The following is a 23,084-nucleotide window of genomic DNA, read 5'->3' as shown; positions in this document are numbered from 1 at the left end:
GGTCATGAAAGGGAATGCCCATGCAGAATCAGATCGACATCGTCGCCTTCGGGCCTGAGCACATTGACGGAGCCGTTGAGCTTTCGCGCGCCGAAAGCTGGCCGCATCGCCGCGAGGACTGGCAACTGGTCCAGCAATTGAGCGGCGGCGTTGTCGCCATGGATGCCGACCGCCGTGTCACCGGCACGACGCTGGTCACGCCCTATGGCGACGATTGCGCCACGATCAATATGGTCATCGTCGACAAGTCGATGCGGGGTCTGGGCGTCGGACGCAAGCTTATGGAGCGCGCCATGGCGCTCGCCGAAGACCGGCCGCTGCGCCTCGTCGCCACGAAGGAAGGCCTGCCGCTCTATGAAAAGCTCGGCTTCACGACCACCGGACTTATCCGCCAGCATCAGGGCGAGGTTCGCCCATTGGAGCGGCCCGACGGTGTAGAGGCGATGCTGGCCGGCGATCTGCAAGCGCTCAAGGCGCTGGACCGGGAAGCCTATGGCGCGGATCGATCCGCGCTGATCGATGCTCTGGTGAAACACGGGCAGATTGCCGTGATCCGCAAGGGCGGGACAATCGAAGCCTGGGCCGCGATCCGTCGCTTCGGGCGTGGCGAGGTGATCGGCCCGGTGATCGCGCCGGATGCCAGGACTGCCTGCGCGCTGATCGCCTTTCATGCCGCCTCGCGTCCCGGCGCCTTCCTGCGTGTCGATACCGGCAGCGAAACGGGCATTGCGCACTGGCTTTCCGAAATCGGCCTTCTCCATGTCGGCGGCGGCATCGCCATGCGCCGGCCGGCCAAGGAAGACGCCGAACAGGCCCGCCGCAAAGTCTATGCACTGGCCAATCAGGCGCTCGGCTGAACCCAATCTGGCTGAAAAACAGCACATCGGAGACTGAAATGCTCGCCAATTTCCTGATCGAACTCGATCGCGCCCACCTCATTCACCCCGTCGCCTCCTATCGCGGTCACGAGCGGCAGGGCGTGCGCGTGCTGAAGTCCGCCTCCGGCGCCACCGTCACCGAGGCCAATGGCCATCAGCTGATCGACGGCTTTGCCGGCCTCTGGTGCGTCAATGCCGGTTATGGCCATGAAAGCATCATCGAGGCGGCGACGAAGCAATTGCGCGAGCTGCCCTATGCCACCGGCTATTTTGATCTGGGCTCGGAACCAGCCATTCGGCTCGCCGCAGAACTGGCCGAACGCGCGCCGGGCGATCTCAACCGCGTCTACTTTACCCTGGGCGGTTCGGATGCGGTGGACTCCACCATCCGCTTCGTCCGCTATTACTGGAATGCCAAGGGCGAGCCGCAGCGCGATCAGTTCATCTCGATCCAGCAGGGCTATCACGGCTCGACCACGGTCGGGGCAGGGCTCACCGCGCTTCCGGCCTTCCATGCCGGCTTCGGCCTGCCGTTCGACTGGCAGCATAAGATCCCGTCCCCCTATCCCTACCGCAACCCGGTAGGCTCAGACGATGTGGCGATCATCGCCTCCTCGCTGGCGGCGCTGAAGGCCAGGATCGAGGAGATTGGCGCGGACCGTGTGGCAGCATTTTATGCCGAACCGATTCAAGGGTCGGGCGGCGTCATCGTGCCGCCCAGGGGCTGGATCAAGGCGATGCGGGAGCTCTGCAAGAGCTACGGCATTCTCTTCATCGCCGACGAGGTCATCACTGGCTTCGGCCGCACCGGCCCGCTCTTTGCCTCAACCGACGAAGGCATCGTGCCGGACATGATGACGGTCGCCAAGGGCCTGACCTCCGGCTATGTGCCCATGGGCGCGGTCTTCATGGCCGATCACGTTTATGACGTGATTGCCGATGGCGCCGGCGAAGCGGCCGTTGGCCATGGCTTCACCTATTCCGCCCACCCGGTCAGCGCCGCTGTCGCCCTGGAAGTGCTGAAACTCTATGAAGGCGGGCTTCTCGAAAACGGCGTGAAGGCAGGCCAGCGCCTGCTCGCCGGTCTTCAGAGCCTGAGCGACCACCCGCTGGTCGGCGAAATCCGCGGCCGCGGCATGCTCTATGGCGTGGAGCTTGTCACCGACAAGGTGAAGAAGACGCCGCTCCCGGCAGCGGCCCAGCCGGCGCGCCGCATTTTCGACCGCGCCTGGGACAATGGTCTCGTCATCCGCGCCTTCCCGCAAGGCGTGCTCGGTTATGCGCCGCCGCTCTGCTGCACGGACGCCGATATCGACGCGATTGTCGAGCGCACCCGCAAGACACTGGACGAGACGCTGCAGGACCCGGATATCCGCCAGGCCATGGCCTGAGCGGCCCGATGAGCTCCTGGCGGCATTTCACCGAAATGTCGCCGGGGGATGCAAGTTCGCAATTTTATGCTGCCGCCCCAAGCCAAACCGAACGATACGCCCCCGGCGGGCATGCAAGACTGCTGAGTAGAAAAAGGCCAGAAAGGCCGCGAGCGCAAAATTTCACCAGGGCCGGAAAGTCCGCGCAAGACGGATACCCACCCAAACCGAAGCAAAAGGGGAATGACATGACCGACAAGATCACCAACTGGACAAAGTCCGACGACGCCAGCGTCGAGAATGCCATCCGTCGTGGTGCCTCGCGCCGCGATCTTCTGAAGATGATGCTGGCCAGCGGTGTAGCACTTTCTGCCGGCGGCGCCGTTTTCGGCCGCGCCGAGCGCGCTGTTGCGGCAACGCCGGTCTCCGGCGGACACCTGAAGGTCGCGGGCCTCTCTTCGTCCAACGCCGACACGCTCGATCCGGCCAAGGCGTCCGCCGCAACCGACTATGTCCGCTGCTGCTCCCTCTACAACCGCCTGACCTTCCTTGACGGAAGCGGCACGCCGCAGATGGAACTCGCCGAAAAGCTCGACACCAAGGATGCCAAGACCTGGACCGTCACATTGCGCAAGGGCGTGACCTTCCATGACGGCAAGGCGCTGACCTCTGCCGACGTCGTCTTCGCGCTGAAGCGCCATCTCGACCCGGCAGTCGGCTCAAAGGTCGCCAAGATCGCCGCGCAGATTTCCGACGTCAAGGCTATCGACACGAACACGGTCGAGATCGTTCTGAAGGCTGCCAATGCCGACCTCCCCTTCATTCTGGCGCTGCATCACTTCATGATCGTGCAGGACGGCACGACTGATTTCTCCAAGGGCAACGGCACGGGGGCCTTCGTGCTCGACACGTTCGAGCCGGGCGTCCGCTCCATCGTCAAGAAGAACAAGAACTACTGGAAGCCGGGCCTGCCGCATCTCGATAGTTTCGAATTCTTCGCCATCAGCGAGGACAATGCCCGCGTCAACGCGCTGCTCGCCGGCGACATTCACTACGCCTATGCAATCAACCCGCGTTCGGCCAAGCTTGTCGAGGCACAGAGCGGTTACCGGATCTCGAAGTCGACGTCAGGCAACTATACCAACCTCAATATCCAGCTCGGCTCGAACAAGCCGGACTTCATCATGGGCATGAAGCACCTCGTCGATCGCGAGCAGATCGTGACCGCAGCGCTGCGCGGCTTCGGCGAAGTCGGCAACGACCAGCCGATCTCCAAGGCCAACTTCTTCCACAATGCCAACCTGAAGCCGAAGCCCTTCGATCCGGACAAGGCGAAGCACTATTTCGAGAAGGCCGGCGTTCTCGGCCAGTCGATCCCGGTCATCGCCTCGGAAGCCGCCAACAACTCCATCGACATGGCGATGATCATGCAGGCAGCCGGCGCCGATATCGGCCTCAAGCTCGATGTGCAGCGCGTACCCTCCGACGGTTACTGGGACAAGTACTGGCTGAAGGCGCCGATCCATTTCGGCAATATCAACCCGCGCCCGACGCCGGACATCTATTTCTCGCTGCTCTACTCGTCCGACGCACCGTGGAACGAAAGCCAGTACAAGTCGCCGAAGTTCGACTCCCTGCTGCTCGAAGCCCGCGGCATGCTGGACCAGAACAAGCGCCGCGAGATCTATAACGAGATGCAGACCATGATCGCCGACGATGCCGGCACGATCATCCCCGCCTACATCACCAATGCGGATGCGCTCTCCTCCAAGGTCAAGGGCTTGGAAACCAATCCGCTGGGCGGCATGATGGGCTTCGCCATGGCAGAATATCTCTGGCTCGAAGCCTGATTGGCTCAAACCGGTTCGGGAGGCCCTGTGCCTCCCGGATCTGACCGCCGTTTTGATACTGCGCATCGACCCGGCCCCGCGAGACACGCGCATGCCGGCCGCAGACGGCTCTTTTTTCAATGACCATTTGATGAAACAGTGGTTTGGCTGCCGTCATAGGACAACGCGGCTGGAGGTCTCTCATGAACTCTGAAATCGCAAGCATGATCGGAAAGCGGCTGGTGATTGCCGTGATCACGCTTATCATCGTTTCCTTCGCGGTCTTCTTCGCCACCAGCATGCTGCCGGGCGACACCGCAACCATCCTGCTCGGCCAGGCCGCGACCCCGGACGCCGTGGCGGGTCTGCGCCATGCCATGCATCTCGACGAACCGGCCGTCTTGCGCTTCCTGCGCTGGATCGCAGGGCTGGTCACGGGCGATCTCGGTACGTCCTATGCCAACAACATGCCGATCTCGAAGCTGATCTCTGCGCGCTTCGTCAACACGATGAAACTTGCCGGGATCACGGCGCTCATTTCCATTCCCTTCGCGTTGACGCTCGGCATCACCTCGGCCGTCCTGCGCGGCACGCTTTACGATCGCGTCGTCACGGTGCTGACCATTGGCGTGATTTCGGTACCGGAATTCATGGTCGCCTCCACCGCGGTGCTCATCTTCGCGGTCTATCTCAAGTGGCTGCCGGCCATTTCCTTCGTCAACGAGGTGCATTCGCTCTACGACCTGCTGCGCATGTATGCCATGCCGGTCGTGACGCTGACCTTCGTCGTTTCCGCCCAGATCATCCGCATGACGCGCGCCGCCGTCATCGAGACGCTGTCGACGCCCTATGTCGAAATGGCGCTTCTGAAGGGTGCCTCGCGCAGCCGCATCGTGCTGCGCCATGCGCTGCCCAATGCGCTCGGCCCCATCGTCAACGCTCTGGCGCTTTCGCTTTCCTATCTTATCGGCGGTGTCATCATCATCGAGACGATCTTCAACTATCCCGGCATCGCCAAGCTCATGGTCGATGCGGTTGCCACGCGCGACCTGCCGCTGATCCAGACCTGCGCGGTGATCTTCTGTGCCGGCTATCTGATCCTGATCACGATTGCCGACATCATCGCCATCATCTCCAATCCGAGGCTCCGCTGATGACGCAAAGCGCCCCATCGACCTCCGCCGCTCCCGGCATTTTCGGCTACACGTTCAGTTTTGTCGGCATTCTCGCCTTCGCGGTGATCCTGTTCTGGGCCGTGGTCGCCCTCTTCGCCCCGCAGATCGCGCCCTATCCGATCGGCAAGATCGTCGACATGGACTATTTCGGCCCGATGAGTTCCAAGCTCTGGCTCGGCTCCGACTATCTCGGCCGTGACATGCTGTCCCGCATCATCTTCGGCGCCCGCTACACACTCGGCATCGCGCTCGCCGGCGTGCTCATCGCCTCATCTTCCGGCGTCATTCTCGGCATGGCCGCTGCCGTGGTCGGTGGCTGGTTCGATACCGCGCTCAGCCGTTTCATGGATGCGATGATCTCGATCCCGAGCAAGCTCTTCGGCCTCGTCGTCGTGGCCGCCGTCGGCTCGTCGCTGCCGGCGCTCATCCTGACGCTCGCCTTCATCTACACGCCGGGCTCCTATCGCTTCGCCCGGGCGCTCGCGGTCAATGTCAACACGATGGATTTCATCACGGTCGCCCGCATTCGCGGTGAAAACACGCTCTATCTCGCCATCTCGGAAATCCTGCCGAACATTATCCGGCCGGTGCTCGCCGATTTCGGCATCCGCTTCGTCTTCATCGTACTGCTTTTGTCCGGCCTCTCCTTCCTCGGTCTCGGCGTGCAGCCGCCGCTCGCCGACTGGGGCGCGCTGGTGCATGAAAACATTCAAGGCCTCTCCTTCGGCTCGGCCGCGGTCATCGCGCCCTCGATTGCCATTGCCAGCCTCACGATCAGTGTCAACCTGCTGATCGACAACCTGCCCCGCAAGATCCGCGACCGGAGCGCCTGATATGAGCAAGCTTGTCGAAATCAAGAACCTGCATGTCGAGGCAACCACGGATGCCGGCCGGCGCATCGAGATCATCAAGGGCGTCAATATCGACATCGCCAAGGGCGAGATCGTCGCGCTGATCGGCGAAAGCGGGTCCGGCAAGACGACGATCGCGCTGACGCTGATGGGCTATACCCGTCCCGGCTGCCGCATCGCCGACGGCGCGCTGCTGGTCGACGGCAAGGACATGGCCGGGCTCTCCGAGCGTGAGCGCGCCAAAGTGCGCGGCACCGAAGTCGCCTATGTGCCGCAAAGTGCCGCTGCCGCCTTCAACCCCTCGCAGACGATCATGGACCAGGTCATCGAAGTGACCCGCATCCACGGCCTGATGACGTCCGACAAGGCGCGCGAACGCGCCATAGAACTCTTCAAGGCCCTGTCGCTCCCCTGGCCGGAAACCATCGGCGAACGCTATCCGCATCAGGTCTCCGGTGGTCAGTTGCAGCGGCTTGCCGCCGCCATGGCGCTGATCGGCGGGCCGAAGCTCGTCATCTTCGATGAGCCGACCACGGCTCTCGACGTAACGACCCAGATCGACGTACTGAGAGCCTTCAAGTCGGTGATGAAGGCCGGCGGGATTGCCGGCGTCTATGTCTCGCACGATCTCGCCGTCGTCGCCCAGATCGCCGACCGCATCGTCGTGCTAAAGGGCGGCGAGGTGCAGGAAGAGGGCACGACCGAAGCCATTCTTTCGACGCCGGCACATCCCTATACGCAGGAACTGCTTTCCGCCTTCGAGCCGAAGGAAACCCAATTTGCCGGCAAACGAACCTACAAGGCGCGCCCGCTCCTTGAGATCGAAAACGTCATTGCCGGCTATGGTCCGATCCAGGCGGACGGCCTGCCCTTCATGACGGCCGTGCGCACTGTCAGCCTCTCGGTCGAAAAGGGCCGCAATCTCGGCATTATCGGCGAATCCGGTTGCGGGAAGTCGACGCTCGCACGCACCATCGCCGGCATCCTCCCAGCGAGTGCCGGCAATATCATTTTCGACGGCAAGGAACTGCATCATGATGCACGCCGGCGCTCGCGCGAGGCGCTGCGCGAGATGCAGATCGTCTTCCAATATGCCGATACGGCGCTCAACCCCGCCAAGCCCATCGAGGACATTCTAGGCCGGCCCTTAAGCTTCTATCACGGCCTCAAGGGCAAGGCCCGCGACACCCGCGTCAACGAACTTCTCGACATGGTACGCCTGCCGAAGGCGCTGCGTTATCGCCATCCGTCCGAACTTTCCGGCGGCCAGAAGCAGCGCATCAACTTCGCCCGCGCACTTGCGGCCAATCCGAAGCTGATCATCTGCGACGAGATAACCTCGGCGCTTGATACGGTTGTCGCCGCCGCCATCATCGAACTGCTGAAGGAATTGCAGCGCGAACTTGACCTCTCCTACATTTTCATCAGCCACGACCTGTCGGTGGTCGAGGCGATCTGCGACGAGATTATGGTCATGTATCGCGGCGAGAAGGTCGAGCACCTGACGCGTGAGGACGTGAAATCACCGACCCATCCTTATTCCAAGCTCCTCTTCTCCTCCGTACCGAAACTCGACCCGACCTGGCTCGATACGCTTGTGCTGGAGCCGGAGCTGGTGCGGCAGTATGGCGGGGCGTGACGCCCCGCCCATCAAACTCAACCTGACACCGGAAACAGGCTCGTCAGAGGCAGATGCGCCTTGACGATCGGCGACTTCAGCACCACGAAGCTGAAATATTTGTCGATACCGATATCCATGTCGGTCAGGCGTTCCATGATCGTTTGGTATTCACCGATCCCGGCGGTGACGAATTTCAGGAGATAGTCGTAGCCACCCGAAACCAGGTGGCATTCGATGACCTGATCGATCTTGTCGACCACGGCAAGAAAGCGGGCGAAATCGACCTGGCGGTGGTTCTTCAGCGTGATTTCTGTGAAGACGGTCAGAGTCTGGCCGAGCTTGCTGAGATTGATCTGTGCCGAATAGCCCTCGATATAGCCTTCCGCCTGCAGGCGCTTGACGCGCATGAGACACGGGCTCGGCGAAAGATGCACGAGATCGGCCAGTTCCACATTCGTGATGCGGCCGTTCTTTTGCAGCTCGTAGAGGATTTTTATGTCCGTCCGGTCGAGTTTCATCATCGGCCTGCAATCTTCCCCAACTTTCTGCAGCATAAAATTCTGCCGCCTATCTTGATCGAGGTTAGCACACCCGCCTTCATTGTCCATCAAGGGCCCAAACCGGAAACGGCGCAGAAGATTTCGATGCGCAAGCGGTGCCCGGAATATTCTGCCGTTGCCACAGTCACTCCGGTTTCCCCTGCGTGAGACCTGCGCTTAGTCTGGGCTTAAGAATTGGAGATCGCCATGCCCGCGCCGCTTGCCCTCATCGAAACCGCCTCCGACTTGCCCAAGACCGCCGATGTCGTCGTGATTGGCGGCGGCATTGTCGGCGTGTTCGCGGCCTATTACCTCACGCAGCGGGGGCTGAAGACAGTGCTGGTCGAGAAGGGCCGGATCGGTGCGGAACAATCGAGTCGTAACTGGGGCTGGTGCCGCCAGCAGAACCGCGACGCGCGCGAATTGCCGATCTCAACGAAGAGCCTCGATCTCTGGGAGCGTTTTGCCGCCGAGACGGGCGAAAATACCGGCTTCCGCCGCTGCGGCCTGCTTTATCTCTCCAACAACGAAGCCGAGATTGCCGGCTGGGCGCGCTGGCGCGATTTTGCTAGAACAGTCGGTGTAACGACCCACATGCTCTCCGCAGCGGAAGCGGCCGAAAAGGGCCGCGCGACGGGTCGCAACTGGAAGGGTGGCGTTTTCTCACCGACCGATGGCATTGCCGATCCGGCAGGTGCCGCCCCAGCCGTGGCCCGCGCCATTGTCAAGCTGGGCGGCACGGTCATCCAGAATTGCGCGGCGCGCGGCGTCGAAACGGAAGGCGGTTGCCTCAGCGCCGTCGTGACCGAACTGGGGACGATCCGCACCAAGACTGCGATCCTGGCCGGCGGGGCCTGGGCCTCGTCCTTTTGCCGGCAGCTCGGTATCCGCTTTCCGCAGGCCTCAATCCGCTCGTCCATTCTCTCGGTCTCGGGTGGAGCCGACGGCATTCCCCCGGCGCTGCATACGGCCGAGATCTCACTGACAGCGCGCGGCGATGGCGGCCATACGCTGGCGATCAGCGGGCGAGGCAGTGTCGATATCACGCCGCAGCAACTGCGCTTCGCGCCGCAATTCCTGCCGATGTTTGTCAAGCGCTGGAAGAGCCTCGCGCCGGGCGGGCTGGAAGGCGTCAAGAGCGGTCATGAAACGCTGACCCGCTGGCGGCTCGACCGGCCGACGCCGATGGAAAGGATGCGCATCCTCGATCCCGCCCCAGATCAGGCGACCATCCGGCTCACGCATGAACGCGCGCTGGCGCTGCTTCCCGAATTGAAGAAGACGAGAATCACCGCAAGCTGGGCCGGCTATATCGATTCCACGCCGGATGGCGTGCCGGGTATCGGCGAAATCGAGACCCTGCCGGGCTTCATCCTCGCGGCCGGGTTTTCCGGCCACGGCTTCGGCATTGGTCCCGGTGCCGGTCATCTCATTGCCGATATCGTGACTGCCGCCGAACCCATCGTCGATCCCAAGCCCTATCACCCCTCTCGCTTCAAGGCCTCGGCCTGGGGCAAGGTGGCAGAGTTCTGAGGGCAATAAAGCTACGGCAAACCTTGGACGATGTTCTCGGAGTGCACTGGTGCTTACCAGGAGACGGCTTTTGGCTCGATTTCATATCGCGGATCGGTCATTGAACGCATATCACAGAGCCGGATTAATCCTTGCACCAGGTGTTTAGTCCCACAGTGTGATGGCGTATCATTATCGCGATCACAGAGGCACACTCTATGGGCCAACTGCTTCAACCGAACGTTACGGATCTCTCTCAGGTGGTAACAAAGGATGTGCCGGATAATTTTTCTCTTTTTCGCAGTGCTGTTGCAGGTCGTACCCTCGCCATCGTCAGCGGCTCCATTGCCATTAAAACGCGGCGTCGGATTGCATGAGTGGCTGAATTGGTCGCCGCTCAAAAAGGATGGATCCTATCGGTGGCCGCCCTATCGAAGCGTGGGAGAATGGCTGTCGGGCGGACGCCCCCTTGCGGATTGGCCCAAAGGCGACCCATTTCAAAAGATCCGCCTGTTAGGCTTTGATTTCGTGCGACTGACGGTCGATCCCGGCCCCCTGTTAGACAGTAACGGACCGCGCCGCCAACAGGCTCTCAAGCTACTGAGTGATGCTGTCGAGCGGTTGACACGCGCAGGCCTGAAAGTCGTTTTCAATCTCCACGGTGTCAGCCAAGTGCCGGCCTATGACATGACGATCCTCTATGGCGGCGCCAACAGCCAGGGTGTCTTTCGCTATCGCGCCATGGTGAAGGACGTTGCGGCCATGTTGGTTAAGCACGGAGCAGATAAAGTTGCCTTCGAACCGTATAACGAACCTGCCTACTATCCTTGCGATGCGAACGGGACAGATGACTGGCAGCGCATCATGGCTGCAACGGTGGCCGATATCAGAAGCATAAACCGCGCCTTGACCATAGTTGTAACGGGCGCCTGTGGCGGCAGCATCACGGGCCTAACCAATCTCGATCCAAAATTTGACGACGAGAACGTCTACTACAGCTTTCATATGTATGAGCCACACAGCTTCACGCATCAGAAAGCAGATTGGGAGAACGGATTCTTTTCCGGTTTTCCCTGGCCAGCCAAGACCGGAACACCGGCAAATGTCATCGAGGGTCTGCGTGCCCACATGCTGGCGGAAGGGCTAAGCCCTCTTCAGCAGGAAGCGAATATCACGCGCCTTAAGCCCGAAATCGACGACTACTTCAAGGAGGACTGGAGCGCTGCAACGATGCAAGCGCGGATTGAAGAGGCCGTAACCTGGGCTGACCGTCATGGGATTGCTCCCCACAGACTATTTATGGGCGAGTTTGGGGTAATGCGCATGTCTACGGATGGGCGATCGGGTGCGTACGATGCCGATCGGCTATCCTATTTACAGACACTTCGCAGTATAGCCGAGAAGCAGGGAATACCTTGGTCGGTCTGGGAGTATTCCAATCCCTATGGGATGTCTGTAATAGAGCCAAAGGGGCCGGCGGTGCCCGACCAGCGGATGTTGGAAGCACTTGGTCTATCTGCACCTCAGTAGAATTCCAGATCTAGCTGCTGGTCGATAAAGGCCCGCTTCCCACTTCTGCCGCCTGCGATCTTTGTCACCTGCTGAGGCTCAAAAGAAAGCGTGTGGCGCACTTTCTCGGCGAAATGATTGGCCATCCTCTCTACATCTGCAACTGAACCGCCCTCGCTAAGAATGTAGCGCATGATCACTATGCCGGGTTGGTTCTGATAAAACTGATATTCGCTTATACCTTTGAAGAATTCAGGATCTTCCGGTGCGATATCGAGAGCTGCGATGCGCTGCCCCTCGAAGCTGATCAGAAAGCCGGGTTTGCGGCGTGGCGCGAGCCCCGCGATGCGCAGCCTGTACCCGTTGTCAGCTGTCGGAAGCTCAACCAGCCGCGCAAAATCCCGGGTATCATAGCGGATGAATGGCATGCCAGTGGAGAGAAAGCCGGTGGCCACGATCCGTCCTTCGCGACCCGCCTCCGTCACAGGGTTGTCGTCCTCGTCGAGCAACTCGGTTAGGCCGTACAGAGGATTGAACTCATAAATACCTTCATCCCCTTCAAGCTCAATGGCAAATGCAACTTTCTCGCTAAGTCCATAGAATGGTGCCAGCTGAACCGGCCCCAGCACCGAGCGCATCAATCTGCGTTGATGATCATAGAGGGGCTCGGAGATGGGTAGAATCCCCAGTATGGGTCGTTGAGGTTTGCGCCCGATCTGAACAAGCCGACGGCAAAACAGCTCTATTGCCGATGGGTAGCCATAGAAATACTGAATCTGCCGCCTGTCAATTTCATCGACATAACGGGCGGCTTCCTGTTCCCCCAACGGAAAAACGGCACACCTAAGCTCCTTGAGAGCCGGATCCCAATCGTAGACTTGACTTTCGTTGTCGAATGCAAAACCGCGAAAACTCGCGCGTGGGGTATTTTCGTCAAAGCCGATCCGTGACCAGCCGTCATAGACAAAGGCCATCTCGCGCGGGCTGCGATCCTTGTCGAGATAAAAGGCGAAGCTCGGCTCCCCATTGGATCCACTGGTTTCCGCCCTATCCAACTGGCGCCGGGGGACTGCCAGAACTGCATCGCCAGCCGCTTTGAAGCTCGACTTGGTCTGTACGGGAAGCCGCCGCACATCTTCGGGCATTAGCCGTGACGGATCGAAGGCTTTACCAAAGGCACTTTCCATTTGGTCCCGATAGAATGGGCTTCCCGCCTGCGCTTTCGCGATAACCTTTCGCAACGAAACGAGATGCTGGTCTGCCGCGAAAGCAGGATCAACCGCAGCTCTGGAAATTCGCTGCCGCCAATCCGCATAGCTGCGTCCGAACTTCAATTGTGTCGGCACCAGCGAAACCAAGGGGCGTGCTGCATTTTGCACGAAACGAGGACTACGAACATAAAGGCCCCGTAGAATATCCATTGCCTTCATCGTCAATCCTCAACGGTCATGCGCAGATTGCGAAATGCTCATCCACACAGAGCAAATGTCGTGGACATAGTGGGGCAAATCGAGCCGCTGTCGATGGGTTTGTCTCGCACAATCGCCCAGACGCTTCCGCAACAAGGGATCGTCCAGCAATCTTTGCAAGGCGCCTCGCAGGGCAGCAACATCTCCGGGTTGGATCAACAGACCGTTGTCCTCGTTCTTGATGATATCTTCAACCGCCCCCACGGGTGTTGCCACAATTGCTAGGCCCTCGGCCATTGCTTCGATCACGGAGACCGGCAAGTTCTCTGCGAAGGACGGAAGAGCCAATATATCCGCGTTAGACAACAGATGCCCGACTTCCTCTGGACCTTGCCAGCCCGATACCGCCACGCGATCTTCAAGTTGCAATTTCCTCAAATGCTGGCGGAGCCAATCTACTTCACCGTCCCCAGCGATCGTTGCCTTCCAGCCAGACATGTCCTTCATATCGGCCAGAGCTTCGCAGAGTTGCGGGACGCCTTTTCTTTCTCCAACGCGACCCAAAAAAATGATGTGAACCTTGTCTCCCCCGCCCACATGCGCACGGTCGGGCGCCGCGGTTGCATTTGGAATGATGAAAACTCGCTCCGAAACAGCAGGAGCTTTACGAAGTACAAAATCACGCCAGGCTCGGCCGAGTACGATGATGCCGCCGGCTCTTTCGAACATCATTTTGATCTGCCGATTGATGAAGCTATCGCGATCCGACCAGAAGATCATATATTCTGCGCCGTGGAGATGGATCACATACGGGATCTTCATCAGGCGGGCGAAAGCGGCAATAATCAATTTGCGGTATGTGCTGCCCTCGCTTGCCAGGTTGATATGAACGACATCGAGTTGACCGCAAAGGCGCTCAAAGATCATGCGAATGCAAAAGGCAAGCAGGTAAAGGGGTGAAAAAGCAATGTGCCCGGTGCCTCTCGTCGGCACAAAGGTGGCCTCAACCTTGCATCCCGGTTCGCCTCCCTGAGCAGCTTCTTTCTGGAGCTCGTCGTGAAGCGACATCATCATCCGATCGATGCCCCCCTGCCCCAAGCGCCCGCCGGGAGTTGCGATCATGATCTTCAGCGGTCTGATATTCAGCTGGTCTTGGATCATTCCGTGTCTCGACTTGAATTTGATCGCGCATCCCCTGCTATTGTTAAGGTTTCGACGTTGAGGATTTGGTAAAACACAAGGGGAGGCGTGGATCGTTCTCCTCAAGGAATTGCCAATGTTGTTGCGTTCGACACTTATCTACGGCCCGGCTACCCTGTTTACGCGTCTCGGTGGTCTTCTGTTTGTTGTCGTTGCGACCCGCCTGCTCGACCAGAACGAGTATGGAATATTAACACTCGTCGTCACCGTTGGCGAATTGATCGACCTCGCCGTCACCGAGTGGATGCGCATTGCTTTTTTGCGGCTGGGCGGCAAGGGAGAAATAAGTCGCCGCAGCCTTCTGCAGGCAGGACGTATCCTTGGGGGAACGACTTTTCTGGCGTTTCTGCTGGCAGCTCCCGCATCGCTGTTCGTCCTGCCAGAGCGTTGGCTAGAATTTTTTATCGCGATATGCGTCTACCTGCTCGCCAGCGCCATGTCCCGCTTCTCGCTGCTCGTTCTCCAACTGCAGCAACGTCACGCAGCTTACATGCTGTTCGAGTTCTTGCGTGCTCTTTTACAGCTCATCTTCCCTTTGGTGACGATGATAACGCATCACAACTCTTTCCTTGCGGTCTCAATTGCCTCCAATCTGGGTACTTTCGTTGCTGGTTTGGCTGCAGGCGTCATTGCGATGCGACAGGTGGTTGACGGCCCATCGCGCTTTACCAGCAAGGAATTTTTCGCGCTTGGGCTGCCCATCATCGCCATAGTCCTCGTCAGCTTCGGATTGCACAGCGTCGAACGGGTTGTCCTTAACGAGTTTCACGGTGCTGCGTCAGTCGCGGTGTTTGCTGCAATCTTTTCACTGGCACGTCAGCCGATCAACACGATTGCGAACGCTGTAAATACGGGCTCCTTTCCTGAGGCCGTAAGTCGTTTCGACGAAATCGGGCCGGAAGCCGCAAGCGCCCTTTTTACACAAGTTATGGCGCTGATTATCTCACTCAGCCTTCCGGCAGCGGCACTGCTCATCGCTCTGAGTGGCGATTTGGTGAAGCTTGTTCTGCCTCCGGATTATGGCGGGCAGCATGCCGTCCTGTTTGCCATCATTAGCCTGAACGTGATCATCGCCAATGTGACAAGTTTTGTGTTTAACGCCATGGTTCACGCACATAAACGGCCACAGCTTTTGATCATCAATACCGCTATCGGATCAGTGGTGGGTCTTTCTCTCTGTTCCTTGCTCATCCCGACCCTGTCCGAAGTGGGTGCCGCGCTTGCGCTTGCCGGTGGCGCCATTGGCAACCTGATTGTTTCAGTCATCATCAGCAATCGCCTGACACCGATCGCGGTTCCTTGGCGAGCAATCGCATCCGCTGTTCTTGTTTCGCTGGGTACAGCCGGCGCCGCAATGCTGGCTACGCAGGAACTTTATTTCCTTACGGCGCCATGGCGCCTCGCTCTTGCGAGCGTCGCAGGAGGCGTCGTATTTCTGAGTTTGAACGCCGCTCTGCACCCGAAGGCGACGCTGGAGAAAACGGCGGCGGCCTTGGCGTTCCTATCCTCACGCCGCAAATCTGTCTGAGCGCCTGGGGCGCTCGTCAGAGCATGTGAAATTCTGTAGCGGCCTCTGCTGGAAAATTGGTAGTCGTCCATATAATTCGGGGCGCAGGCGTCTTGGTCCCAAATTTCCTGGATACCCACCCTCCTCTATCCGGTCCTTCGCCCTCAGCGATCGAGAGAGAACCGCTATCGGGAAACGTAATCCTGAGGAGCTGATCGTCCTCTGCCCAAACCAACACCGCGTTATCTTCGATCCGAGCACGCAGGTTGGGAGCCAGTTGATAACTCATCTCGACCAATGGCGGCATGCGTTCTCCTACCAGCCGGTCTTTGACGCGAATGGACGAAGGACCGATGATGAGGCGGCGTCTGTGAACAACGCCGAATTGCTCCAAGTAGCCATCGTGACTAGCCTCAAAATCTGGTTTGCCGTCACCCGCCCAATCCAAGAGCCGAGCATTTGCCTTATGCGACCAATTGAAAGGGCCGGAAATGATGCTCTGATCGCGCGCGCCAAGTCGTAAGGTATTGTGGGCTGCGGTTCCCCGGAACCAATCACGCCACGGCCCACCGGAGTGATAGAGGTAGGTTCCGGGATCGACGAGCACAGGTTGATCGTTCAGGCAGAGAATCCACGCCAAGGCATCAGCGTGACCATGCGCAGCGATAGACAAGTATCCAAGCGGGCCGTGGTCGAAAAGTAAGAACGCATTCCTGTTCGCGATCTCCCCCCGAAAAACACTGTAACCTCCAGCTTCGAAAACGCGAACGCCCTTTGGAAGCGCGCCCCCGGCATCCTGGCTTGAAAAAATCGCGTCCCTCAACGTGTTGCGGGCGGGCACCACACCTTCCGGTTCCATGCCAAGATATCCCCAGATGCAAGCGGACACCGAAGCTGGGTAGCAATTTTCACCTTCAGTCAGCGTAATGACGCGCCCTTCGTCATCATCGCCTATCTGCGGTGTCGTGGCGTCGGGAAGCGTCACCCAGCTAATAAATTTCGCGAACCTCGCCAATGACTTATCGACATTCCCGTCAAGCGGTCGGTTCGCGCGGCGCGCCATTTCGGCACAGAGCAGTAGAAACTCAGCGGTAAAGGCTCCATAAGTGGGAGATTGTTCGGCTCCAACTCCATCTCTCAGGATCTGCTTATCCGCTTCCAGCTCCAGAGTACGGCCAGCCTTCTCCAACGTCAAAGCGGATATCGGCAACTCTGGCATGCAAAGTGCTACAAGAAATTCTGCCGCACATTCGGCAATCAAATGATTGTTTGCAGAAGAATAGCCCGACGGAAATCTGCGCATCCAGGCCAGATGCGAGACCAATATCCGCCGAATGCGGCTCTGTGTATCCAGCGAAAGATCAGCTTCGCAACAGCTGCTGACGATCAGAAGACTGATCGAGCGAAGCGCGAGTTCGATGCCAGAGTTCCAACCAATTCCATGATAGGGTGGATTATGTGCGAACCAGCTTTCAATCGCTGCTTCGATGAAGGCCAATGCCCTACCATCTTTCGTTAGGGCGTAATGGGCGGCAACCGGCTGCAGAAATTGCAGTCTCTGATATTCCCAAGCATATTTGATATCTCCGTAATCCTTGGCGTGACGGTAACCGATATCAAAAGTAAAGGTGTCAGCACCTGGCCAGTTCTTGCCGGTGACCGGATCAAGTCTCCAAACATTCGCTGGAAATCCCCCATCCCAACAGAGTTTCGGCCATGTCACTCCCAAGGCCGAGAAATGTCCCGAAAGAATGCGCTCTGCCGCGGCTTGGATTGCCGAGCGCAGCTGTGGTTCGGCACGCTGTACGGATGCCAATAGCCCAGGCAATTGCGGGGCCCGAGAGCCCGAAGGCTCGTATCGACCCCAGCGATCCAGCCGCCCTTTTGCCAGCCTTCGCAGAGCTTGCTCTCGAACCCGCCAGACGACTTCGGCCGGGCTCATGGAGCGAAGCCGATTAACGAGCCAGACAAGGTTCATGGACAAAGATTTCCCCGATACAGGACTACGTGCGTGCTACGGCTTGATAGGCATTCAGAAGCTTTGGAATTTCATAGGACCAGGCCATCTCGCTCTCAACACGGCGTTTACCGAAGTCGCCCATGTACGCGCGCTTTGCGGGATCGGACAGCAATTCCTCAATCTTTGTGGCAAAGTCGATCGGGTCATTGGCCTTTGCGTAAAGCGAAGCTGCTTGGGCGCTATAGCGGCCTTCGGTTACTTCAAACTGCACAATTGGCTTTCCAATGGCCATGTATTCGAGGATCTTGTTCATAGTCGACTTGTCGTTCATCGGGTTGACGCGATCGGGATTGACGCAAACGTCCGACGTCGACAGCACTTCGAATAGAAGACTATCTGGTGCACGCCCCGTAAAAGTGACGTAATTGGCAACTCGAAGACCTTCGGCGAGGTGCTTCAGATTTTCCAGCGCGGGACCGCCTCCCACAAGGGCGAAATGGATATCCTGCCGCCCTTTCACATGCACCAGATGTGCAACCGCTTCCAGAAGCAGATCAATGCCCTCTTGGTCACCCATGACACCCAGATAACCAACAAGGTAGCTACGGCCCTTCTTCAGGGAAGGATTTACCTCGACAGCTTTTACCCGCTTTAGATCCGGCCCACTGCGAACGACAAAGACATCCTCCGGTCTTTTACGGCCACGTTCTATGGCAATCTTGCGATAGCTTTCGTTGGTGGAAATCACAACGTCGGCAGTCTTGAACGTCAGCCATTCGCAAACGCGCAGCAAATGCCAGAACAGCCCCCTCTTGCCAAACTTTGCTTCGAATAATTCCGGGTTGATGTCGTGATGATCGAAAATGTAGCGTTTGCGCAGAAGCTTGAACTGCCAGGCAATCAGAAAGATAAGATCCGGAGGATTACATCCATGCAGCGTGTCAAAGCCGTGCTTGAAGAGCACCTTCCACGAGAGCACGGTTTCCCAAAACAGTGCTGCCGCATATTCCATCAGATAACCGATAGCGCCATGCGCTTCGTGCGGCATGGGATGGCGATAGATGTGGATCCCCTCAAGCAGCTGGTAGCGCTCTGTATACCCCTTTCCTACCGGGCAAATGATAGACACCTGCGCGCCGGACGTCTGCAGAGCGCGTGCCTCCTGCCAAACGCGCCGATCAAATGGGACGGGCAGATTTTCAACAATGATCAGGACTTTGCGACCCTTCAAAGCCGATCCAGAGCCAGAGCTAGTCTCAAGAGACTTGTTCATGTTCATCTTACCGCGCCCTTCGTTGGAAGCAAACACTACGCGTCTGCTCAGGCCAATTGGCCGATGTCGACGATATTTTCCTTGCCCGAAAGATCAAGCAGCTTGCTGGTAGCGTTGGTGACAACAATACGGTCATAGGGATTAGTTTCCGCAGTGGCCTTGTCGACGAGCAGCTTCGATAGGGTGGGAATTTGCGTATACGCGTAACCCAGATTGGCGCCGACCAGCTTCTTGGCGTCGATTGCGGGATCGAAAACTTCCAGCGCGAAGCCATCGCGCAGAAATGCTCGCGCGATGTCCACATTTGGGCTCTCGCGTAGGTCGTCGGTATGGGCCTTGAATGCGAGCCCGACAAGGAGAATCTTTGCTCCTGGCTTCAGACCTTTGGCCGCATGTTGGTAAAGGCGGGTTTTGTGCTCATCATTTGACCGCAGAAGGGAGTTGACCAAATGGGTGTGAGCACCACAGTCGTCTGCAATATATTGGAAAGCCCTGACGTCCTTAGGCAGGCATGATCCGCCAAACGCGCCTCCCGGCCGCAAGTAATAGCTCGAAATATTGAGCTTGGTGTCTGAGAGAAAGATCTCACTGACCGTGGATGCACTGAGCCCGAGTTGAAGGCAGACGCGCCCCACCTCATTGGCGAAGGCTACCTTGACGGCATGCCAGGTGTTATCAACGAACTTTGTAATCTCTGCTTCGCCATAGTCTACGACGAAAGTCGGAGCAACGATGTTCCTGTTCAGCTCGGCCAGGCACTCGTTGGGTTGTCCGTTCGAAGTTCCGACGACAATCTTAGGAGGGTTGAAATAATCCTGGACTGCAGACCCCTCTCGCAAGAATTCGGGGTGATAGACAATATCGACCAGACTATCGAAATCGCTCCCCAATTCAGCACGGAAAATTGGAGCGATGAGACCTTCGATCGAGCCCGGCCGGATTGTCGATCGGTAAGCAACGACAAGAGGCGCGTTTCGGCAACCCGATTTCAAGGCTGTCGCAATCTGGCGAGAAACCTCAGCGATATAGGTCATGTTGTGAGAGCCGTCGGGAGCGCTCGGGGTTCCTACGCAGACGATCGCCAAGTCTATGTCATCAAGACGGTTGCCAATCTTGGTATGTGCGGAGATTAAGCCTTTGGCGAGTCCGGCTTGCAGCAGTTCTTCAAGCCCATCTTCAATGATGGGGGGCTGCCCGGAACGAATGCCCAGAACCTTCTTTTCGCTGACGTCGAAGCCGACAACAACATGCCCCTCGGTAGCGATGCAGCACATGGCGGTAAAGCCGACGTAGCCCAGACCAAAAACTGCTACCTTCATCACAGCCTCATTCAACGCAAGCTCACGAAACCTGATCTCTGTGTTTCGCTGTCGCGTGCCATAATTCGATTGTGAAGTGTGTGATGAACATCATAATCCACTCTAATCGATGACCTATATGGTCGCCTAACAGTGAAATCTATCGAGCAAATCGCTGCGAGAGATATGGATAATTTCAATCTACGGTGGACACAATTTTAAATTGGCCACGTTGAGAGACATACTCGGATCAAGCTCCGTTAGCAAGATACTGAAATACTGTTAGAATTTTGCGCGATGGGCTAAGGATTCGATGAAGATACTTCTGAAAGTGAGAGAGGGATTAAACGGCTCGTTGATCACCGTGAAAGAGCGTCTGGAGGCGGTCGGTCATAGCATTCATCTAGAGCGGAGCCTGACGGCGCCACACGGCAGCCCATTGGCCAGGTTCATTCTGGCTTTGGAAGACAAGATATTGTGGAGCCAAGATCAAAACATCGTCAGCAAGGAACCTGCAGCAGCATTCCAGCCCGATCTCATCATTGACTTGACGAATGAAGTCAGTCGGACGGACATTCCGAGAATGACGATCGAGATTAACGGCCATACTGATTTTGCAACGGCCTTGGCCAGCGTCAAAACCAAGTCTCGCCATGCGGACGTGGTCGTGCTTCTTGACGGACGAGCTATAGCTTCCGGGCGCCCGATGATGACAAGGCAGGCTTATCTGTCTAAGACAAGAGACGAGCTTAATGCTGCTGTCGAGACGATTTTACTTTCCGCCGTTGTCAGGCTTTCGGCCGGGCATAGCGAGACAATTGTTCATGCTCCCAACCGCGTACAGAATCCGTCATTCCTGTTGCGCTATATCCATGACTTTGCCGATGCCGCCTTCCGGCGGATTGGTGGGCAGCTTTCCCGAAATCGAAGACCGTTTTACTGGAAAACCGCCTGGCGGCTCACGAACGGAGCGACATTGACAAGCCATGCTCCAGATACGGTGCCAACGCTTTTCAACGAATTGGGGGACGATGGAGCGCGATTTTACGCAGACCCCTTCCCATTCGAGTACATGGGCCGCACCTACGTCTTTCTCGAAGAATTTCCCTATCAGGAAGGAAAAGGCGTGATAAGCGTTACAGAGCTGGGAGAGGACGGATCCTTGTCACCGCCTCGCGTTATACTTCGCGAAGACCATCACCTCTCCTATCCCAATGTTTTCGAGGACGAAGGTTCAATATTCATGATCCCGGAGTCGGGGAGCATTCATGAAGTCGTATTGTACAGGGCGGAAAAATTCCCGGATCGGTGGGTACGAGACTGCGTCTTGATCCGCGACCACAACATCAACGACGCAACCCTGGTCAGGCGTGATGGTCGCTACTGGATGTTTGCAACCGAGAAGATCGGTAAAGGCAGCGCCTCCGATACGCTTGTCGTCTTCAGCGCGACACAGTTGAAGGGCCCCTGGTTGCCGCATAAGCTTAACCCGATCCTGATCGACAAGAGCGGTGCGCGTCCGGGAGGCCACGTCATTCAAGAGGATGAGCGCTTATTTTTGCCAGTGCAGGACGGAAGCGAGGTGTATGGTGGCGGACTTGGGATGCGTGAAATCCTGTGCCTTGATGATGAGAACGTCATTCTCGGAAATGTCATCCAAATCCAACCTGGTTCAGCTTGGTCGAAAAAGGGCATTCACACCTATAATCGCTGCGGCCTACTCGAGGTCGTCGACAGTACGTGGTGAGGTCCCGTCAAGCCGCTTCGCATCTGGACCGCTGGAGCGACGCGTCGGAATGCGATGATCAAGACAGTCAGAAAAATGATGTCCGGGCTTTTCGTTGCAAGACCGTTATTCGATAGGTTCACCACGATATACATGATGCCGGCTATCTTTGCTTGAACTGGGACACCCGCCAAAAGAGCGTTGAAGTATTTTACGACAATGTAGGTAAAGCCAACGGCTGCAGGCAGGCCCAAAGTTAGAATGATGAAAACCGGCGCGCTTTCTATGTAGGGCAGATCAAGCCTGGTGCGGACCAAGGCGAGCAGGGTCGGCGCATCCATACCCGTAAAAATATCTTGCCAGCTGACCAGACTGAACACCTGATAAATTCTAACGCGGGCCATAAAGTTATCATCGAAAAGATTAGTTCCGAACCGGCTGAGAAAGCCTGCGGCGAACAGGCCCGCGATCACCATCAAGCCCAGTACCATGACAAATAGAAGAGCGAATATTTTTGCCTTTATTTGCTGAACTTTCGACAAGCCAGTCCAGGGTGAATAGGCAAGAAGGAGTATAATTTGAAACGCGCCTGCAAGTGTTGCAAGGCGAGCACCAGATGCCGCAAGTCCGATGAAGAGCATTATGCTCATCACAATCTTCAGCCAAAGCCGCCATCTCGTCAGAGGCACAAAGCCCATGGCAAGGACGGTTTGTGCGCCTAGAGAGAGGGGATGGCCGGTCAACCCAGTCGGACGGAAAACCGGCTCGCCTTCGACGAAGGGCATAAGACGCTTTTGCAGCAGGAGTTCGGCAATGCCAAGAAAGGCACTCAGGATCATGACGATCAAGATGATCTCGCCAACTTTATGGCGGGCTTGCCGACGCTGTGTCAGCAAAAGCAAGCCGGCGAGCATTGCGACAAGATAGGTATCTATGAGAAACCCTGTGGCACCGAACCCGTTTGTTGCCACGATAAAAGCGGTCAGCAAAACGATAAGACCGCTGCAGAAAAGGATATTTCCAAAAAGGGAAATATCTGTGCCTTCCAAAACAAAAGGACGGGTAAAGAGCGCTACAAACAATGCAAGCACAATCGCATAGGCGGCCAGGTGAAACTTCACCAGAAACAATCCCCCATCGCTTGTGTAGCTCACGAACAGATCGAGTAGCAAATTGGGGACAAAAAGACGCAACAGAAGGGCCACGATCGTCGCAAGAAAGAGAGCGAGTTCGGTGGCGGTCTTACGGTTTGCCGATAGGATCCGATCCTTGGTCATATCGCGCCACTCGGTCGCAAATGCATGGCCGGTTTCTCACGCATCCATAAGTACGACATTAACCTCATGGACTTAAGGTACCGCATCAAGGAAAATAAGGCGTTAACTCCATGTCTGTCCACAAGGGAGATCCGATAGTGCGAAAACCGC

At 57.5% G+C, this 23,084-nt stretch carries 17 protein-coding genes; 10 read left to right on the top strand and 7 right to left on the bottom strand.

The features are described from left to right. The first annotated feature begins 20 nt into the window (after positions 1 to 20). From Q2T52_RS11995 to Q2T52_RS11970, 6 genes are all read left to right on the top strand, one after another. Positions 21 to 857 (top strand): GNAT family N-acetyltransferase, encoded by an 837-nt coding sequence (locus Q2T52_RS11995; protein WP_302076974.1) that lies wholly within the window; start codon positions 21 to 23, stop codon positions 855 to 857. Between the two features lie 38 nt (positions 858 to 895). After that, complete coding sequence (locus Q2T52_RS11990; protein ID WP_302076973.1) at positions 896 to 2,269, top strand: aspartate aminotransferase family protein; 1,374 nt, start codon at positions 896 to 898, stop codon at positions 2,267 to 2,269. Positions 2,270 to 2,496: 227 nt separating this feature from the next. Then, positions 2,497 to 4,098, top strand: coding sequence for an ABC transporter substrate-binding protein (locus Q2T52_RS11985; protein ID WP_302076972.1), 1,602 nt, complete (start codon positions 2,497 to 2,499; stop codon positions 4,096 to 4,098). Between the two features lie 182 nt (positions 4,099 to 4,280). Further along, positions 4,281 to 5,231: an ABC transporter permease gene (locus Q2T52_RS11980; protein WP_302076971.1), complete on the top strand. Its 951-nt coding sequence runs from the start codon at positions 4,281 to 4,283 to the stop codon at positions 5,229 to 5,231. Next, positions 5,231 to 6,085: an ABC transporter permease gene (locus Q2T52_RS11975; protein WP_302076970.1), complete on the top strand. Its 855-nt coding sequence runs from the start codon at positions 5,231 to 5,233 to the stop codon at positions 6,083 to 6,085. Before Q2T52_RS11980 ends, Q2T52_RS11975 begins: the two co-directional genes overlap by 1 nt. 1 nt (position 6,086) lies before the next feature. Then, a complete protein-coding gene (locus Q2T52_RS11970) occupies positions 6,087 to 7,742 on the top strand; it encodes an ABC transporter ATP-binding protein (RefSeq protein WP_302076969.1) in 1,656 nt (551 codons plus the stop codon). 17 nt (positions 7,743 to 7,759) lie between these two features. Here Q2T52_RS11970 and Q2T52_RS11965 read toward each other — a convergent pair whose 3' ends face one another. Then, the gene (locus Q2T52_RS11965) at positions 7,760 to 8,242 is read right to left on the bottom strand and encodes an Lrp/AsnC family transcriptional regulator (protein ID WP_302077272.1); all 483 of its coding nucleotides are present in this window, start codon (positions 8,240 to 8,242) and stop codon (positions 7,760 to 7,762) included. Positions 8,243 to 8,470: 228 nt separating this feature from the next. Here Q2T52_RS11965 and Q2T52_RS11960 point away from each other — a divergent pair, with 228 nt between their 5' ends. After that, on the top strand, positions 8,471 to 9,796 hold the full coding sequence (locus tag Q2T52_RS11960) for an NAD(P)/FAD-dependent oxidoreductase (RefSeq protein ID WP_302076968.1): 1,326 nt from the start codon (positions 8,471 to 8,473) through the stop codon (positions 9,794 to 9,796). A 252-nt stretch (positions 9,797 to 10,048) separates the two neighbouring features. Further along, on the top strand, positions 10,049 to 11,305 hold the full coding sequence (locus Q2T52_RS11955; RefSeq protein WP_302076967.1) for a glycoside hydrolase family 5 protein: 1,257 nt from the start codon (positions 10,049 to 10,051) through the stop codon (positions 11,303 to 11,305). Here the strand turns inward: Q2T52_RS11955 and Q2T52_RS11950 are convergent. Together Q2T52_RS11950 and Q2T52_RS11945 are read right to left on the bottom strand one after the other, a co-directional pair. Beyond that, positions 11,299 to 12,714 (bottom strand): phenylacetate--CoA ligase family protein, encoded by a 1,416-nt coding sequence (locus Q2T52_RS11950; RefSeq protein ID WP_302076966.1) that lies wholly within the window; start codon positions 12,712 to 12,714, stop codon positions 11,299 to 11,301. The two genes, Q2T52_RS11955 and Q2T52_RS11950, sit on opposite strands and share 7 nt — an antisense overlap. A gap of 9 nt (positions 12,715 to 12,723) precedes the next feature. Then, the gene (locus tag Q2T52_RS11945) at positions 12,724 to 13,854 is read right to left on the bottom strand and encodes a glycosyltransferase family 4 protein (protein ID WP_302076964.1); all 1,131 of its coding nucleotides are present in this window, start codon (positions 13,852 to 13,854) and stop codon (positions 12,724 to 12,726) included. A gap of 115 nt (positions 13,855 to 13,969) precedes the next feature. On the opposite strand from Q2T52_RS11945, the gene Q2T52_RS11940 reads away from it, so the two are divergent. After that, positions 13,970 to 15,421 (top strand): lipopolysaccharide biosynthesis protein, encoded by a 1,452-nt coding sequence (locus Q2T52_RS11940; RefSeq protein WP_302076963.1) that lies wholly within the window; start codon positions 13,970 to 13,972, stop codon positions 15,419 to 15,421. A gap of 16 nt (positions 15,422 to 15,437) precedes the next feature. Here Q2T52_RS11940 and Q2T52_RS11935 read toward each other — a convergent pair whose 3' ends face one another. From Q2T52_RS11935 to Q2T52_RS11925, 3 genes are read right to left on the bottom strand one after another with little or no spacing between them, the layout of a single operon-like run. Further along, positions 15,438 to 17,378: a heparinase II/III family protein gene (locus Q2T52_RS11935; RefSeq protein ID WP_302076962.1), complete on the bottom strand. Its 1,941-nt coding sequence runs from the start codon at positions 17,376 to 17,378 to the stop codon at positions 15,438 to 15,440. Between the two features lie 25 nt (positions 17,379 to 17,403). Next, positions 17,404 to 18,633: a glycosyltransferase family 4 protein gene (locus Q2T52_RS11930; RefSeq protein WP_302076961.1), complete on the bottom strand. Its 1,230-nt coding sequence runs from the start codon at positions 18,631 to 18,633 to the stop codon at positions 17,404 to 17,406. A 47-nt stretch (positions 18,634 to 18,680) separates the two neighbouring features. Then, complete coding sequence (locus tag Q2T52_RS11925) at positions 18,681 to 19,952, bottom strand: nucleotide sugar dehydrogenase (RefSeq protein WP_302076960.1); 1,272 nt, start codon at positions 19,950 to 19,952, stop codon at positions 18,681 to 18,683. A 292-nt stretch (positions 19,953 to 20,244) separates the two neighbouring features. Here Q2T52_RS11925 and Q2T52_RS11920 point away from each other — a divergent pair, with 292 nt between their 5' ends. Next, positions 20,245 to 21,678 carry a glucosamine inositolphosphorylceramide transferase family protein gene (locus tag Q2T52_RS11920; protein ID WP_302076959.1) on the top strand — a complete coding sequence of 478 codons (1,434 nt, stop codon included), beginning with the start codon at positions 20,245 to 20,247 and terminating at the stop codon, positions 21,676 to 21,678. On the opposite strand, the gene Q2T52_RS11915 is transcribed toward Q2T52_RS11920, so the two are convergent. Further along, positions 21,633 to 22,934 (bottom strand): VpsF family polysaccharide biosynthesis protein, encoded by a 1,302-nt coding sequence (locus tag Q2T52_RS11915; RefSeq protein ID WP_302076958.1) that lies wholly within the window; start codon positions 22,932 to 22,934, stop codon positions 21,633 to 21,635. The genes Q2T52_RS11920 and Q2T52_RS11915 overlap by 46 nt on opposite strands. Positions 22,935 to 23,084 lie beyond the last annotated feature (150 nt).

Origin of the sequence: Rhizobium oryzicola (genome assembly GCF_030504645.1) — a bacterium.
Classification (GTDB): Bacteria; Pseudomonadota; Alphaproteobacteria; order Rhizobiales; family Rhizobiaceae; genus Neorhizobium; species Neorhizobium oryzicola.
The sequence above is the reverse complement of the archived record's forward strand: the minus strand, read 5'-3'. Positions and strand labels throughout refer to the sequence as shown.